Here is a 15057-nt window from a genome sequence, read left to right as displayed (position 1 = left end):
AGTATCTGTGCTCCGCGGGCCGGGGAACTTTCCCCGGCCCGCGGAGCCGCCTCAGCCAAGTGAGGACGAATGATGACGCGGACCAGACTTCTCCAGCGCGGTGACGTGCTCCTCCTGCGCGCTGCTGTTGCTCCTTTCAATGTGCAGCACATGCGGTGGCCCTCGCCGAATGACCCGGGTGACTGCCGACGGTGGCTGGCCGAGGTCTGGGCCGAACCGGAGTTCGCCACCGCGGTGCGTGCCGCGACGCCGCGCCTTGTCCGCGCGGTGGAGCAGGCCGTGAATGATCCAATGGGGTCACCGAGGAAGGTCCGCAGGGCGGTCACCGCCACAGCCCGCTATCTGTTGCGCGCCACCGGACGCCCGACTCCGTTCGGCCTCTTCGCCGGGGTGGCTACCGCGTACTGCGGCCCCGCCCTGGTCCGGTTCGGCGTCGGGCACCGTCCGGTAGCCCGTCCGGACGCCCTCTGGCTCGACCACGTCCGTCGCGATCTCCAGTCTCGCCCCGATGTTCTTCCCCACCTGAGCGTGGCAGCTGACGACCTGACGGTACGGCGGGGGAACACGCTCGAACGGCCGTTGCCCGGGGGCCGTACCGCGGCCGTCCGCCTCACCCGGCCGCTGGCAGCCATCCTGGAGATGGCCGCCGAGCCGGTGCTGTATCGGCAGGTCGTGGAGCGACTTATCGCGATGGGTGGCTCCGCTGCCCAGGCGGTGCACCTCCTGGACGCGGCGCTCGGTGCGGGGTTGCTGACCACTCAACTCCACGCGCCGATCACAGATGTGGACCCGCTCGGCCATCTTCTTCGGGTGCTGGAGCCGGTTACGGCGCATCTGGAGCCCGAGACGGTTGATGTCCTGCGTGAGCTGAGGGACATACACCGGCTGCTCGGTAGCCACAACACGGCCTGGGACCAGTCGACAGCGCGGGAGATCCGGGATGGGGTCGAGCGGAGGATGACCGCGATCAACGATGCCGGTCGCGTGCGGCTGAGCGTGGATCTTCGTCTCGATGCCACCGTGCAGATTCCCGCGCCCGTCTTGGACGAGGCCGAAGCCGCGGCCCATGCCCTGCTCCGGCTCACCCGCCACCAAGGCGAGCGGCCCGCTTGGGCCTCGTACCACAGCGTGTTCTGGGACCGGTACGGCGCAGGCACTCTGGTTCCCGTCCGCGACGCCGTCGATCTCGCTGCCGGAGTGGGACTGCCCGCTGGCTTCCCCACCTCGCCGTGGCCCGAGCCGTCGACCAAGGCGCTGCCCCGGGACGAGCTGCTGATGCACCGGGCGTGGCAGGCGGCCGTGACCGGAGAGCGGGAAATCCGCCTCTCGGACGCCGACATCGAGGAGCTGAGCCCCACATCGCACAGCGGCGCCGACGAAGCAGTGGTCGCGCCGCACGTCGAGATGGGAGTGCGGGTGTACGCCCAGAGCCAGCAGGCTCTGGACCGCGGAGACTTCACCGTGTCCGTCCGCCCTGCGTGGAGCACCGGAAACCTCACCGGCCGGTTCGCGGCCACCCTGCGCGATGGCAGGCTGCGCGAGGCGTACGGGAAGCTGCCCACCCTGGTCGACGGGGCGCTCGCCGCCCAACTGTCCTTCACCCCGATCTACCCGCACGCCGAGAACGTCGCTCGCACGCCGGTGTCCCTGCCGTACGTGATCCCCTTGGGTGAGCACCGCCCGCCCAGCGCAGACCTCATCCCGCTGGACGACCTCGCTGTGCTGTCCACCGGCAAGCGGCTGCACCTGGTCAGCCTCTCCCGCCGCCGAGTCGTCGAGCCCGTCGTCCTGCACCCGCTCGCCCTGGAGAAACAGGCACCGCCGCTCGCCCGGTTCCTCGCCCAACTCGGGCGGGGCTTCGCCACCGCCTGGACCCAGTTCGACTGGGGCCCGTTCGCTACCGGAATGCCGTTTCTGCCCCGCGTCCGGTACCGCAAGGCCCTGCTCACCCCTGCCCGCTGGCGGCTGGCAACCAACGACCTCCCGACTGGATCCTTCGACCGCGCCTGGCGCGAGGCCCTGACCAACTGGGCCCGGACCTGGAGATGCCCCCGGTCCCTTGAACTGCGGGAAAACGACCGCACCTTGCGCCTGGACCTGCGTATGGCCCTGCACACGCGGCTGCTGTTCGACCACCTACGGCGGCACGAGAGCGCCGACCTGTACGAAGCCCCTGGAGAAGACGACCTGGGCTGGATCGGGCACGCGCACGAGATCGTTCTGCCACTCACGTCCACCCGGCCGCCCCTGCCGGCCCCGGACATCCAGGACGCGCCCGTGGTCACCAACCGGACGCTGTCCGACCCCGGCAGCGACCAGCCGTGGGTGCAGGCCAAGCTGTTCACCGCCCCCGCCGCCATGGACCAGATCCTCGCCCGCCCGCTCCCCGGCTCCCTGGAACAGCTCGACATCTGGTTCGTCCGCTACCGCTCGCTGCTGGAGGAGTACCACCTGCGGCTCCGTATCGCCGCCTCTGACTCCGCTGCCCACGCCACGATCACGCAGACCATCGTGAGCTGGGCACGGCAACTGCAAGACGACGCCCTCGCCTCGCGCCTCGTCTTCGACGGCTACCGGCCCGAAACAGGCCGGTACAGGACCGGAGCCGCGATGTCGGCCGCCGAGAAGGTCTTCACCGCCGACAGCAACGCCGTCCGCTACGCACTGGCAGACCTGCCGCGAACCGAGCGGCGCGTGCTGTGCGCCCTCGGAATGATCGACATAGCCCTCGGTCTCCTCGGCGAGGACGACGGCATCCACTGGATGGCCACGAACCCTGCCCCGGGTATCGGCCTGCCAGCCGTCACCCGAGCCGTCACACAGCAGACCCGCACTGGGCTCCAGACACGACCGTCCGGCTGGACACCACGGCTCGACGCTGCGAGCGCCGCCCGGCACGGCGCCCTGCACCGCTACCGCAAGCATCTCGCCGATGAGCAGGTCACCAACGTGCTGGAGTCTCTTCTGCACATGCACCACAACCGGTGCATCGGACCGGACCGCGAGTCCGAGGCCGTCTGCCGCCACGCTGCCCGCCAGGCGTGCCGCACCGTGTGGGTACGGGGGACCGATCAGTGACCACACCTGCCCACCACCTGGGCACGGGACAGGCCGGGACGCTCCTGCGCCGAGCCGTCCTGGCCCGCAGTGACAGCGCGTGGGAGGCGGCACACCGCACAGCCCGCGTCATCTCCACGCAGCCTGCTACCGCCCACCCCGACCACGCGAGCCTGTACCGCGGGGCACCCGCCCTCGCCTACGCCCTGCACACCGCCAGACACCCGGCCTACCGCTCCGCCCTGGAAACTCTGGACAAGACGGTCGCCGGGCTGGTGAGGGTGAAGCTCACGGCCGCACGTGAGCGGATGACAACCGGTCGGCCGCCGCGGATGCGGGAGTACGACCTGATCAACGGCCTCACCGGACTGGGTGCCTACCTCCTGCACCGTCGGACGCGCCCGGAGCTGCTGGAGTACGTGCTGCGCTACATCGTCCGGCTGCTCCTCCAGCCCGTCACGGTCGACGGCCGCGCGGCCCCGGGCTGGTGGACCTCTGACAGCCCCAACGGCCGCCCCGATCAGGCGTGGCCGTACGGCCATGGCAACTTCGGGCTCGCGCACGGAGTCGCGGGCCCTGTCGCCCTCCTCGCGCTGTGCGTCCGCGCCGGGTACCGGGTGCCCCGCCAGCAGCAGGCGTTGGTGCACGCCTGCCGACTGCTGGAGCAGTGGTCGTCTTCCGTTTCGGCCGGAGGCACGGCCTGGCCCGAGACCATCACTGCTGAGCGGTGGCACCAGGGGCCGCCCCCCTCCACGACTCCGGGCAGGCCCTCGTGGTGCTACGGCACCCCGGGCATCGCCCGCGCCCTGCAACTGGCCGCCCTCGCCTGTGACCGCCCCTCCGGGCGGCGCCACGCCGAACACGCTCTGGCCGCCTGCCTCACCGACTCCAGCCAACTCGACTCACTGGGCGACGCGACGGTCTGCCACGGCTGGGCAGGGCTCGCTCTGGTCGTCGCCACGACGGCCGCCGACGCCGCTCCCGGCAGCCCGCTCCCAGGACAGGTGCCGCTCCTGCGTGACCGGCTGGCCGCCCACGTCGACCAGCATCCGATGACGGACACAGCCGGTCTGCTCACCGGCTCGGACGGCGTCCTCCTCACCCTGCACACCCTCACCCCCGCCCGACCCGTTGCACCTACGTGGACCACGTGCCTCCTCCTCAACTGATAAGGATTCCAGCGTGAACAACACCCCGACCGTCGATGACCTCCGCAACGCACTCGTTGACCAGATTGTGGCCAAGCGGCCACTTCCTCCCCGCGTCGAACGGGCCATGCGCACCGTTCACCGGGAAGTCCACCTTCCTGGAGTCGGCCCGGCCGTGGCCTACAGCAACAAGGCCGTCACCATCAAGGACAACCCCCAAGGGCCGCTCGCCCTCTCCTGTGCCTCCGTGCCCTCCACCGTGGCGATGATGCTCGGCCAGCTCGACGCGCAACCCGGCGATCAGATCCTGGAAATCGGCGCGGGCACCGGCTACAACGCCGCCCTTCTCTCCGAGATCGTCGGTGAGGACGGCGAGGTCACCACCATCGACATCGACGCCGACGTCACCCAGCACGCCCGCGATGCCCTCAACAAGACCGGATACCAGCAGGTACGGGTCATGGAGCGCGACGGTCTGAAGGGCGCGCCCGAGTACGGCCCCTACACCCGCATGATCGGCACTGTGGGCTTCTGGGACATCCCCGCCGCACTTCGCGCCCAGCTCATCGACGGCGGCCGGTTCGTCCTCCCCCTGCGCTGGCGCGGACAGACCCGCTCCGTCGTCCTCAACCGCCAGGGCGAGGCGCTGCTCTGCAGCGACATGGAACTGTGCGGCTTCGTCCCCATCGTCGGCCAGGACGGCGAGCGCACCCTCGACCTGGCCGACGGCACCGTCCGCGTCCACCACGACCAGGACCAGGACATGGACCCCGCCCGGCTGAACGACGCGCTCACCCAGCCGACTGCCGAGACGTGGTCGGACGTCCGGATCGCCGGGGAGGAGTCCTTCGACGGGATCTGGCTGCGGGCGACGGCGTTCGAGGACACCGTTTGCCGACTTGAAGCCACCCGTACCGCCGTGGAGAACGGCCTGCGCCGTCCCGTGATCATCGGACGAAGCCCCGCGCTCGTTGCCGGGGGCTCCTTGGCGTACCTGATCTCCAAGCGCGACGACACGGACCCCGAACGGCCCTCACTCCTCGGAGCCGCCCACCTCGGCCCCGACGGCGCCGACCTGGCCAAGCGCCTCGTCGCACACATCACGGCATGGGCAGCCGACCGTACCGCCGTGCCCAACCTGGCCATCTACCCGGCGGGTACACCCGACAACGAACTCCCCGCGGGCCACGTCATCGAAAAGGCTCACTCCCGCGTCGTCCTCTCGTTCGCGTAGAACGACCGGCGGGTCAGCCTGCACGCAGTCCGATGGACCGGTCTTCCGGAGGGGGCTGTACTGTCCGACAGCCCTCATACCGTCGGCTGAATGGATCAGACGAACGACACCGACACCACCCGGCGCGTTGCGATCACCGCGCGGGGCGGTCGGGCTGACATCGAGATCGACGGTGCTCGGATCGATCCGAGCACCGTCAAGGCGTACTCCGTCAGTCACCTCGCCGGGGAACAGCCCGAACTCCTGCTGCACGTAGCGGACCGCGGCGCCACTCAGTGGTCCGGGATGGCCCGCGTTGCGGTGGCCGACCTGTCCGATCCCGGTCCGGCAGCGGCCGTGTTCCTTGAGGCGATCGACCCAGAGGCGCTGGAGCGTGCCGCGCTGGCCCGCTCTGACCTCGGCGCCGAGCCGTACTCGCTGACGAATGCGATGCTCACCCAGCTCGGGGAGTGGGCCCGTGGCCATTGACGTGGACGGTGTGCGTCGGGTCGTCGCCCGCATCCTGGACGACAAGCTGGAGGTGTGGCGGGATAGCGCGGGCCGTACGGACGACGAGCTGGACGAGGCCACGGGCAGGCTGGTGCCTCCTGTGCCGGACGAGGAGCTGGTCTGGGATGGCCTCGGCGCGGTGATGCCGATCGGCCGCCCCGCCATCACGAAGCCCGTGAGTGGGTCGGTCGCCGTCGAGCCACCGACCACCGACTACCAGGCCGTGCTGCCGGCCGACGCCCCGGCGCTGCGTCGTGACGACGTGGTGCGCGTCGCCGGTTCCGTCCGGCGCGGAGGCCCACGCGACCCGCATCTGGTCGGCCGCCGATTCCGCTTCTCCGACGGAGCGGTGGGCACCTACAGCGTGGTGCGGATCGTCCGAGTTCAGGTGATCGACTGATGGCCCCGGCGAACCCGCACCCCAACGCCCACCCGGACGCGACCGCCTTCCGCGACCCGATCGCGTTGGCCGCCGCGCTGGCCCGGATGGGTCCGGCCGTCCGCGCCCGTACGCGGACGATCACTCGGCACCACGCCATGCTGCTGCGGGTCCGCATCCAGCGAAACGCGAGCGGAAGGCCCGGCCCGAATGTGATCACGGGGCAGTACCGCGCCTCGTGGGACGTTCGGATGCGCACCGGAGGCGGCGAGGTGACCGCCGAGGTGTTTTCCGACGCGCCGCAGGCCCAGCGGCTGGAGTACGGGTTCGTCGGCGTGGACTCGATCGGCAGGCACTACCGGCAGCCGCCATTCCCGCACGTCGAACCCGCCTTCAGGCAGACCGAGCCCGCGTTCGTACATGCCTTGGCGGACGGAGTGCTGCCGTGACTGCCCGCCTGCCGGTGACTCGTGCGCTCGCCGCCCTCGTGGAGCACGTCACCGGCCGCCCGTGCGGCATCGGTGAACTCCCACGTGTGCGGAGGAAGTCCGGGTGGGATGCGGCGTCCACGCCGTACACGGTCCTCGACTCGCTGCCCGCCGAGTTCGACGGACCGCCCTTGTGGGACTGGCACGCGGACGCGGCCTGGTCCTACCAAGTCACCTCGGTCGGAGAACGGGTCGATCAGGTCGAATGGCTGGCCGATCGCGTCCGTGCCGGTGTCGTCGGCCGCACCGACGGCCAGTGGACCCACGACCTGCACGTTCCCCAAGCGCGGGTCATGGACCGAGAGTTGACCTACGACGCCGGAGGAGAATCTTCGGAGTCGGCGGCAGGCGCTATCGTGTCCTACGTGCAACGGGTGACGATCACCGTGACCTCTGCATGAAGGAACGTCTCTTCTGAACCTCACCGCGGAGGCCCGCGCGGACGCTAGGCCCCAGGCCAGGCGAATCCCCTTTGAACCTCAAGGGGCAGGGCCTCGGCACGGGACGCTGCCCCAGAAGTGGGAGCGGACCTGTGTCCACGAGCACGAAGAAGACCCAGACCCGATTTCTGCGACGCGGCATCTCCAAGATCCTCTGGGTGCCGGACCTCAACGATCCGAAGTACCCCAGCCGCCGGGAGATCACCGACGCCTTCGGCCTGACCGACGCCGTCAGTGACATCGAGGGCTGGGCCCTGGAGAACGATCCGATCGAGACCCCCGACATGGGCTCGACGTTCAATTCCTCGATCCCGGGCAACGACAAGGCAGAGAACTCCAGCCTGACGTTCTACGAGGACCGGTTTTCCGACGCGATCGAGCAGCAGCTCCCCAAGGGCGCGAAGGGCTATGTGGTCCTCTTGCGCAAGGGCGACCTGCCCGGCTCCCGCTCGGTCGACGTCTTCCCCGTCCAGGTGGCCACCCGCGCCGCCACCTACAGCACCGGTAATGAAGCCGCGAAGTTCAAGGTGGACTTCACGATCACCGACGAGCCGTCCCTGGACCGCCCGGTGCCGCAGGCGCAGCACCGCCCGCTGCCGGACGAGGACTGCGACGACGGCCACGGGCACGATCACCACGACGCGGGCCACGACGGTGACCACGTCGACGTGACCGTGGTCAGCACCACCAAGAGCAAGACCGAGGCGACGGTCCGCGAGCACGACGTCGACGAGGGCTGATCGTGTCGCGCCCCGCACAGGCCAAACGCCCGTCCCCTCCCCGCGAGACATCGGTGGAGGGGGCCTGGGCGGCCAAGATGGACCGCTTGCGTCGCCGCGCCCGCGCTCAGAGCAAACTCCGCATCTGCGACGACGATCAGCTGCGCCAGCGGTTCGATGAGGCCGAACAGGCCGCGCAGCGAGCCCGCTTCCTGGCCGAGGCCAACCCTGATGACGAGTCGGCCTCGCGGCAGGCAGCCGAGGCCGCTACCGCGTTGGAGGAAGCCCGTACCGCGCTGGACAGCGCCTCGGACTTCCTGACCTTCCTCGCCTTGCCGCGTCCCGTGCTGGAGGATCTGATCTCCGAGCACCCGCCGACCGACCAGCAGGCCCGGGACGGGGCCGTGTTCAACCCGGACACGTTCCCTGCGGCGCTTGTCTCGGCGGCTTCTCTCGACGGCATGAGCTGGGAGGAGGCCGAGGAACTGCTGCACACGTGGTCGGCGCCGGACGCCAACGCCCTATGGGAAGCGGCCTGGCAGGTCCAGCAGGAGAGCAGGGTGGAGCTGGGAAAAGGCTGAGTCGTGACGCTCAACTGAGGTCCGAGCTGGAGCTGTGCGCCACGTACGCCATTCCCCACTCGCAGTTCCTCGGCGGGGATGGCCGGTGGACCGAGCTGGACCGAGTCAAGGCGCTGGCCTGGGCGGAGTGGCAGCGGGCGGTGTGCCCCGAGTGCCACACGCGGCTGGAGGAGTGGGACGCCAAGCGCGGTGGAGACCCGCACGCCTACGTCACCGACACTCTGCGCTGCCCCGGCTGCGAGCTGATCGAGCAGGAGCGTGACCACGTGCCGGGGGACCGCTCCGGTTACGGCGTGAAGATCCAGCTTCTCCCTCGCGAGCTGCACCGCGACCACACCTGATCAACCGCGTATTACGGAAGGAGGCCCAGGGCGGTGGCCGGGTTCACCCTGACCGTGGCGATGCGCGCCGAGGTCCGCGACCTGATCGCGGGTTTTCGTGCTGCTTCTGGTCAGGCACGCACCTTCGCCGACCGCACCGACGCCGCCAATCGCTCGCTGGCCCGCCTGGACGCCAATGGCGCACGTCTGGCGAGCCAGTTCGCTGCGCTGAACCGCTCCAGCCGTGCAGCCGTCGGCGAGCTGAACCGCATTGCCGTCCGCGCCGCGGCCGCCCGCGCCAGTCTGCGGGCGGCCGGGGACGACGGGGCCCGCTCCATGTCCCGCCTCCAGCGCGCCACGGCCGGCGCGGGCAGGCGCGGCATGTCCGCCACCAACATGCTCGCGGGCGGCAGCCTGCTCCTGGGGGCGGGCGAGATGGTCCAAGAGGGCAACCGCTACCAGAAGCAGATGAATTTGTTCCGGGCGGTCACCTCGGCCACCGCCGGACAAATGAAGCGCGCCGCCGTCGTGGCGCAGGAACTCGGCAACGACCTGTCGCTTCCGGGCTCCACGGCGGCCGACGCCGCCGAGGGCATGGTCGAGCTGAGCAAGGCGGGCTTCCGCGCGGATCAGTCCATCGACGCCGTACGTGCCTCGCTCCAGCTCGCCTCGGCAGCCGACGTCAACGCCGCCACCTCTGCTCGGTACTTGGGCGACATCATGGATCAGTACGGTCTCAGTGCTGATCAGGCGTCGCGGTCCGCGGACACGCTGGCCGCCACGGCGAACAACGCCTCCGGCTCCATCACCGACATCTACTACTCGATGCGGTACGCCGGACCGGTCGCCAACGCGCTCGGCGTCTCGCTGCAGGACACCGCCGCGGCGGTCGGCATGCTCGGCAAGAGCGGCATTTTGGGGCAGACGGCCGGAACGAGCTTGCGGGGGATGTTCGCGAACCTTGCGGCGCCGACCCCGCAGATGAAGGGCGCCCTGAAGGACTTGGGGATCGACGCCTGGCACGCGCAGGGCCGTTTTAGGGGGCTGCGCGTCGTGATCGATGGTCTGGCGAAGGCCGAGCACAACCTGTCGCAGAGAGATTTCACCGCCGGGGTCACCGAGGCGTTCGGCAAGCCCGCGCTCAGTGGAGCGGCGGCGCTGGCTCACCAGGGCACCGAGAGTTTCGACGCCCTGTCGGTGGCGGTGCGGCAGACCGGCGCCGCCGCGACCATCACCGCCTCACGCGGACAGGGCCTGACCGGTGCGATGACCCAGCTGCGGACCCAGGCACGGCAGACCGGGCTGGCGCTGTACGAGGGCATGGCGCCCGGGCTTGAGTGGGTGACGCGGCTGTTGACGCGTGGGATGGCCGGGGCGACGCCGTACCTGACTACCGCGCTGGAGTACGGCCGCAACCTTGCCGTTCTGTACGGACCGGAGCTGAAGGCGAAGACGAGTGCCGGTCTGGGCGGGCTTATCGATGAGGCGAAACGACTCGTCGGACCGCTCAAGGAGCTGGGCGAGCACACTCTCGCCACCGGCCTGAACCTGCTGATCAACGCGGCCCGCACCCTGGGTGAGGTCTTGCGAAATGCGGCGGATGGCGCGGAGCCCATCGCGAAGGCGTTCACCAGTTTGGGCGAAGGCGGTGGCGCGGCGGCCGGCACGCTCGACATCATCGCCACCGTCGCGAACGTGGCCATGGACGCCGTGTCGGGCCTGTCCGCCGTGCTGGTCCCGGTCGGCCACGTCGTCGGCGGATTGGTCAGCGCCTTCGGCGCCCTGCCCGCTCCCATCCAGTCGGCAGCCTTGGCGATGTTGCTGTTCCGCCGGGCGCAGCCAGGCCTGACCAGTCTCGCGAACACCGTCACCGGGCCGGTGCGCACCGGGTTCGCGAACTTCAACCAGCAGATGCGGGTGCAGCAGACCCTGGCCGCAACCGCTGGGGTGTCGCTGTCCCGGTACGGGGCGGCCTGGGCGGCTGTGCAGGCCAGGGTCGGGTTCCTCGGCAACATGACCGCCGCGTTCCGCAGCGCCAACGGGGCGGGCGTGACGTTCATGGGGACGATGAACGGAGTCACCCGCGCGGCCGGTTCGGGCCTGCGCTCAGCCATGTCGGGTATCTCTGGGGCCCTGGGCGGGCCCTTCGGTATCGCCATGGCCGGTGTCTCGGTCGGCCTTGGGTTGCTCGCCACGCGTCAGCAGCGTGCGGCGCAAGCGGCGGCCGAGCATCAGCAGCGCATCTCCTCTCTGACCTCGGCACTCAGGGAGTCGAACGGGCAGATCACCGGCGATGTACGCGGGCAGGCCGCTCAGGTCCTGATGGACACCAAGGTCTCGCAGGGGCAGCTGACGAAGGTCATGGACGAGGCCGGGGTACCGATCTCCTCCCTAACCGACGCCTACCTCGGCCAGGGCACTTCCCTGGACGCGCTGCAGAAGAAGCTCCAGGCCACTGCCGACAGCCACAAGGTGTGGAAGGACGTGGCTGGCGGCAAGTCGACCGTCCAGGACTACTCGCCCGTCGGTCAGCGGTATAAGGACGCCGCGGACGCCCTCAGCAGCGTCAAGGGCGAGATGTCCGAGTCCATCAAGAACGCCAAGGAGCTGGCCAAGGCCACCCAGGGCGCTGGCGACGGCACCTCCGCCTACGACCGGCTCAAGGGCGCCGTCGGCGGTCTGGCCGACGAGACCGCCGATGCCGACACCCGCACCCGCTCCCTCAAGAGCGCCCTCGACCTGCTCTCGGGCGGCCAGATCTCCCTCCAGGCCGCGAAGGCGAAGGTCAACAGCGCCGTCCTGGACCTGAAGGAGGGCGGCAAGAACGTCAACCAGAAGGAGGGCTACGGCGGCAAGCAGCTGGTCAACCAGGACAAGACCCTCAACACCACGACGAGGAACGGACAGCAGCTTTACACCCAGCTCACCGCTCTGTCCGATGCGGCGTCCGACGCCTCGGTCGCCACCTATGACCTGGCCAAGCGCAACGGCGAAGCCCTGCCCGCAGCACTCGCCAAGGCCCGCGGGGAGATGAGCCGGGCGCGCACCGAGGCGATCAGGGCCGCACGCAGCTACGGGCTCACTAAGAACCAGGCCGAGGGCGTCGCCGACAGCCTGGGCCTGCTGCCCTCGAAGGTCTCGCTGTTGCTTCAGACCAAGGGCATGGACTCCACCCTGGCGAACCTCATCGCGGTGCAGGCGGAGTTCCACCGGCTGCCGAAGGCCAAGACGATCAAGGTCGACTCGTTGAGCGACGGTGCGCAGAAGAAGCTGCGCAGCCTCGGCTTCACGGTCAAGACGGTGCCGGGCACCCGCCAGATCAGGATCACGGCGCCAACGGCGGCGGCACGGAAAAACCTGGACGGGCTCATCGACAAGCTCGGTCGAACCCCGAACAGCAAGAACGTCCACGTCTCCGCGCCGACCGCAGCGGCCATCAAGAGTTTGTCGGCGGTCCAGGTCAAGATCAGGGCCACCCCCGGAGCGAAGTCGGTCACCGTGCGGGCTCCTACGGCTCGCGCTCGGAAGGAGTTGCAGGCGCTCGGCTTCCGGATCGAAAAGGTCCCCGGCTCCAAGAACGTCAGGGTCATCGTGCCGACCAGCGGACCCCGTAAGGCGGCCGACTCGATCCAGCACAGGATCGACGCACTGCGCGGCAAGTCGGTGACCGTCACCACTCGGCACGTGAGCGTTCTGGAGACAATCCGCAAAGCACCGTCCGACACGGCCGATGCTCTACGCCGACAGGCCGAGAACCTGACCAACCACGCTCGGGGCGGTGTCGTCGACTACTACGCGGACGGCGGCATCACCGGCGGACCGCGCCGGGAGAATCACGTCGCCCAGATCGCACCGGCCGGGAGCTACCGCATATGGGCGGAGCGGGAGACCGGCGGGGAGGCATACGTGCCTATGGCCGCCGCCAAGCGCGAGCGGAGCAAGGCCATCGTCGAGACCGTGGTCGACCGGTTCGGCGGCCAGGTCGAGTGGTACGCCAACGGTGGCGTCCGGGGAGCCCGCGGCCGCGACTACACCCCGATGCTCGCCAGCTCCTTCAAGCAGGCCCGCAGCGTAGCGGCGATGGCGGGCGTCGTGCGCGCCTTCGACCTCCGCACCGGCAGCGACCGCGCCCGCACCCGCGTGGTCGACGCCCGCGCCGGCGGCCGGGTCCAGGTCGTCGTCGTGCGCGAACAGCAGCCGCTGATCGGCTCCATGCCGGTCACCGTCTCCGACAGCGGAGCCACCCCCGAGCAGATCGGCACCGAGATGATGCGCACCCTGCGCAACGCGCAGCGGGGCGGGAGAGTGTGATGACCACAGCACCCAACAAGAACCCCGAACTGGCCCCGTGGCAGTACGAGATCGGCGGCGTCGTCCTCGGCACCGGCAGCCTCGTCCCGATCGGGAACATCGAAGGACTCGGCTCCCCGGCCACCCGGCCGCAGGACGCTGACAACGCCAGCAGCGACGGCTCCTCGCCCGGCCGCGACTTCTACGGTCCGCGCCCTCTGCGCTTCGAGGCGGGCATCAAGACGCCCGGCGACCCGGTGAAGGCGGCCGGGATTCTCGCCCGGCTGGAACAGGCCGTGGACAACCCCGCCGCCCGGACCAGCCCGGACGGCCGCCACATCCTGCGCGGCCGGTGGCCCGGTCACACAACGCGCCGCATGTACGGGCGACTTCGCCGTATGGAGGCCACCAGCACCGCCACCGCCGTGCACGGGTGGATACCCCTGGACATCGAATTCGTCGGCCTGGACAACCCCCGCTGGTACGACGACGAGCTGTCGAAGCTGACCCTCGGCCTCGACCAGGCCGCCCACGCGACCAGCGCCGACCGCACCGTTAACGAGGCGATGGGCCGACCCGCCGCCTGCCGCCGACCCGCCGACCCGGAGCACCGCCCGGCCGACGACCGGCCCGGCTGGGTCACCAACCACGGGGACGCATCGACGTACCCGAGCCTGCGCGTCCACGGACCGGTCGCCGGACCTCGGATCTGGAACACCGTCACCCGCCGTGTCCTCGAACTCGACGTGTCGCTGCGCGAGGGCGAGTGGGTGGAGCTGGAGACCCGCCCCAATACCTGCTGGGCCCTGCGCAACGGCACCGTCAACGTCGCCAACGACCTGAGCCCTGCGAGCCGTCTCGATCTGTTCACCCTGCCGCCCGGCCGGTCCGAGATCGCGTGGACCGCGGCCGACCCGTCCGGCACCGCGCGCCTCGAGGTGGCGTGGCGGTCCGCGTACACCACGCTGTGAACGGAGAGCACTCGTGACGTTGGAACCCCCGATGATGGTGCGCGGGGCCGACCACTCCGCCCGCGCGCTGCGCCTGATGATCCGCGACCTCGCCCGGGGCCGGCAGGGCGTTGCGGAGAGCGAGGACCTGAAGGTCCGCCCGCTGGAGACCCCCGGCCCCGGCGTCCGCGTCGGTGACGGCTCGGCCCTCATCCACGGCGCCCGTCCGTGGCAGGGGGCCTACACGCAGAGCAACATCGGTGATGCCGTGGTGGCCGTCGAGCCGACCGGCCCGTTCGCGCGCACCGACTTGATCGTCCTGCGGATCGAGGACCCCGAGTGGGAAGGGGAACGTGACCCCCGTACGCAGGAGATCGGCTACTTCCACGTCGTCAAGGGCGTGACCCATGATGCCTCCGCCGTTCCCGAGGGGATGACCGGCGTCGCCCTGGCCCGCATCGCCCTGCCGCGCAACACCGCGGCGATCACCGCCGACATGATCACGGACTTGCGGCAGATCGCGAACCCGCGCACCGATCGCATCCTGCGCACCGTGCACCCGACGAAGACGGAAGAGGTGCCTGGCAAGCACGGCCAGTGGGCGGCATGGCCCGAAGAGGCTGCCTGGGACCTCGACGTCCCGGCCTGGGCGACGACGGCCACCATCGTCGTCACACTGAGCGGGATGCGCGCGGAGGCGGGCTCCGTGTACGCCGAGCTGCGGACCCGGCTCGGGGAGCGCACCGCGAAGCCGACCGTCGTGGACGACGACGGGACGACGACCCGCCGCTCCAGCGCGACCCTGGCCGACACCCTCGCCGTGCCGCCCGCTTACCGGGGCACCCGCCAGCACTTGGCCGTCGAGATCAACCAGACCGACAAGTACGGCGACGGCGAGTTGACGGTGGCCAAAGGCACGACGGTCACGCTCGACGTCGCCTTCACGGAAGGGCCTGCCTGAC

At 70.2% G+C, this 15057-nt stretch carries 13 protein-coding genes; all 13 read left to right on the top strand.

Annotation, left to right across the window (positions count from 1 at the left end):
* Positions 1 to 69: 69 nt before the first annotated feature.
* Positions 70 to 3078, top strand: coding sequence for a lantibiotic dehydratase (locus tag CGL27_RS16765; RefSeq protein WP_119987983.1), 3009 nt, complete (start codon positions 70 to 72; stop codon positions 3076 to 3078).
* Positions 3075 to 4226, top strand: coding sequence for a lanthionine synthetase C family protein (locus CGL27_RS16760; protein ID WP_162952999.1), 1152 nt, complete (start codon positions 3075 to 3077; stop codon positions 4224 to 4226). The genes CGL27_RS16765 and CGL27_RS16760 overlap by 4 nt, the downstream gene beginning before the upstream one ends.
* A gap of 13 nt (positions 4227 to 4239) precedes the next feature.
* A complete protein-coding gene (fxlM, locus tag CGL27_RS16755; protein WP_162952998.1) occupies positions 4240 to 5439 on the top strand; it encodes a methyltransferase, FxLD system in 1200 nt (399 codons plus the stop codon).
* A 90-nt stretch (positions 5440 to 5529) separates the two neighbouring features.
* Positions 5530 to 5907: a hypothetical protein gene (locus tag CGL27_RS16750; protein WP_119987974.1), complete on the top strand. Its 378-nt coding sequence runs from the start codon at positions 5530 to 5532 to the stop codon at positions 5905 to 5907.
* Complete coding sequence (locus CGL27_RS16745; protein WP_119987971.1) at positions 5897 to 6328, top strand: DUF6093 family protein; 432 nt, start codon at positions 5897 to 5899, stop codon at positions 6326 to 6328. Before CGL27_RS16750 ends, CGL27_RS16745 begins: the two co-directional genes overlap by 11 nt.
* On the top strand, positions 6328 to 6756 hold the full coding sequence (locus CGL27_RS16740; protein WP_119987969.1) for an HK97 gp10 family phage protein: 429 nt from the start codon (positions 6328 to 6330) through the stop codon (positions 6754 to 6756). The genes CGL27_RS16745 and CGL27_RS16740 overlap by 1 nt, the downstream gene beginning before the upstream one ends.
* A complete protein-coding gene (locus tag CGL27_RS16735) occupies positions 6753 to 7196 on the top strand; it encodes a hypothetical protein (protein WP_119987966.1) in 444 nt (147 codons plus the stop codon). The genes CGL27_RS16740 and CGL27_RS16735 overlap by 4 nt, the downstream gene beginning before the upstream one ends.
* Before the next feature lie 131 nt (positions 7197 to 7327).
* The gene (locus CGL27_RS16730; RefSeq protein WP_119987963.1) at positions 7328 to 7975 is read left to right on the top strand and encodes a hypothetical protein; all 648 of its coding nucleotides are present in this window, start codon (positions 7328 to 7330) and stop codon (positions 7973 to 7975) included.
* A 2-nt stretch (positions 7976 to 7977) separates the two neighbouring features.
* On the top strand, positions 7978 to 8535 hold the full coding sequence (locus CGL27_RS16725; RefSeq protein ID WP_162952997.1) for a hypothetical protein: 558 nt from the start codon (positions 7978 to 7980) through the stop codon (positions 8533 to 8535).
* Positions 8478 to 8876 (top strand): TFIIB-type zinc ribbon-containing protein, encoded by a 399-nt coding sequence (locus tag CGL27_RS16720; protein ID WP_119987957.1) that lies wholly within the window; start codon positions 8478 to 8480, stop codon positions 8874 to 8876. Before CGL27_RS16725 ends, CGL27_RS16720 begins: the two co-directional genes overlap by 58 nt.
* A 33-nt stretch (positions 8877 to 8909) precedes the next feature.
* Complete coding sequence (locus CGL27_RS16715; protein WP_119987954.1) at positions 8910 to 13166, top strand: phage tail tape measure protein; 4257 nt, start codon at positions 8910 to 8912, stop codon at positions 13164 to 13166.
* Entirely contained in the window at positions 13166 to 14116 is a 951-nt protein-coding gene (locus CGL27_RS16710; RefSeq protein WP_119987951.1) for a phage tail domain-containing protein, read from the top strand. The genes CGL27_RS16715 and CGL27_RS16710 overlap by 1 nt, the downstream gene beginning before the upstream one ends.
* 13 nt (positions 14117 to 14129) lie before the next feature.
* On the top strand, positions 14130 to 15056 hold the full coding sequence (locus tag CGL27_RS16705) for a hypothetical protein (protein ID WP_162952996.1): 927 nt from the start codon (positions 14130 to 14132) through the stop codon (positions 15054 to 15056).
* Position 15057: the final 1 nt, after the last annotated feature.

Origin of the sequence: Streptomyces sp. 11-1-2, from assembly GCF_003595545.1 — a bacterium.
GTDB classification, from domain to species: Bacteria; Actinomycetota; Actinomycetes; order Streptomycetales; family Streptomycetaceae; genus Streptomyces; species Streptomyces hygroscopicus_B.
Note: the sequence above shows the minus strand (reverse complement) of the source record. Positions and strands in the feature narration are given on the sequence as shown.

Bases quoted from the DNA above. Each gene is read 5' to 3' on its own strand.
- CGL27_RS16740 (WP_119987969.1), top strand. From the start codon at position 6,328: ATGGCCCCGGCGAACCCGCACCCCAACGCCCACCCGGACGCGACCGCC.
- CGL27_RS16710 (WP_119987951.1), top strand. From the start codon at position 13,166: ATGACCACAGCACCCAACAAGAACCCCGAACTGGCCCCGTGGCAGTAC.
- CGL27_RS16765 (WP_119987983.1), top strand. From the start codon at position 70: ATGATGACGCGGACCAGACTTCTCCAGCGCGGTGACGTGCTCCTCCTG.
- CGL27_RS16720 (WP_119987957.1), top strand. From the start codon at position 8,478: ATGGGAAGCGGCCTGGCAGGTCCAGCAGGAGAGCAGGGTGGAGCTGGG.
- CGL27_RS16750 (WP_119987974.1), top strand. From the start codon at position 5,530: ATGGATCAGACGAACGACACCGACACCACCCGGCGCGTTGCGATCACC.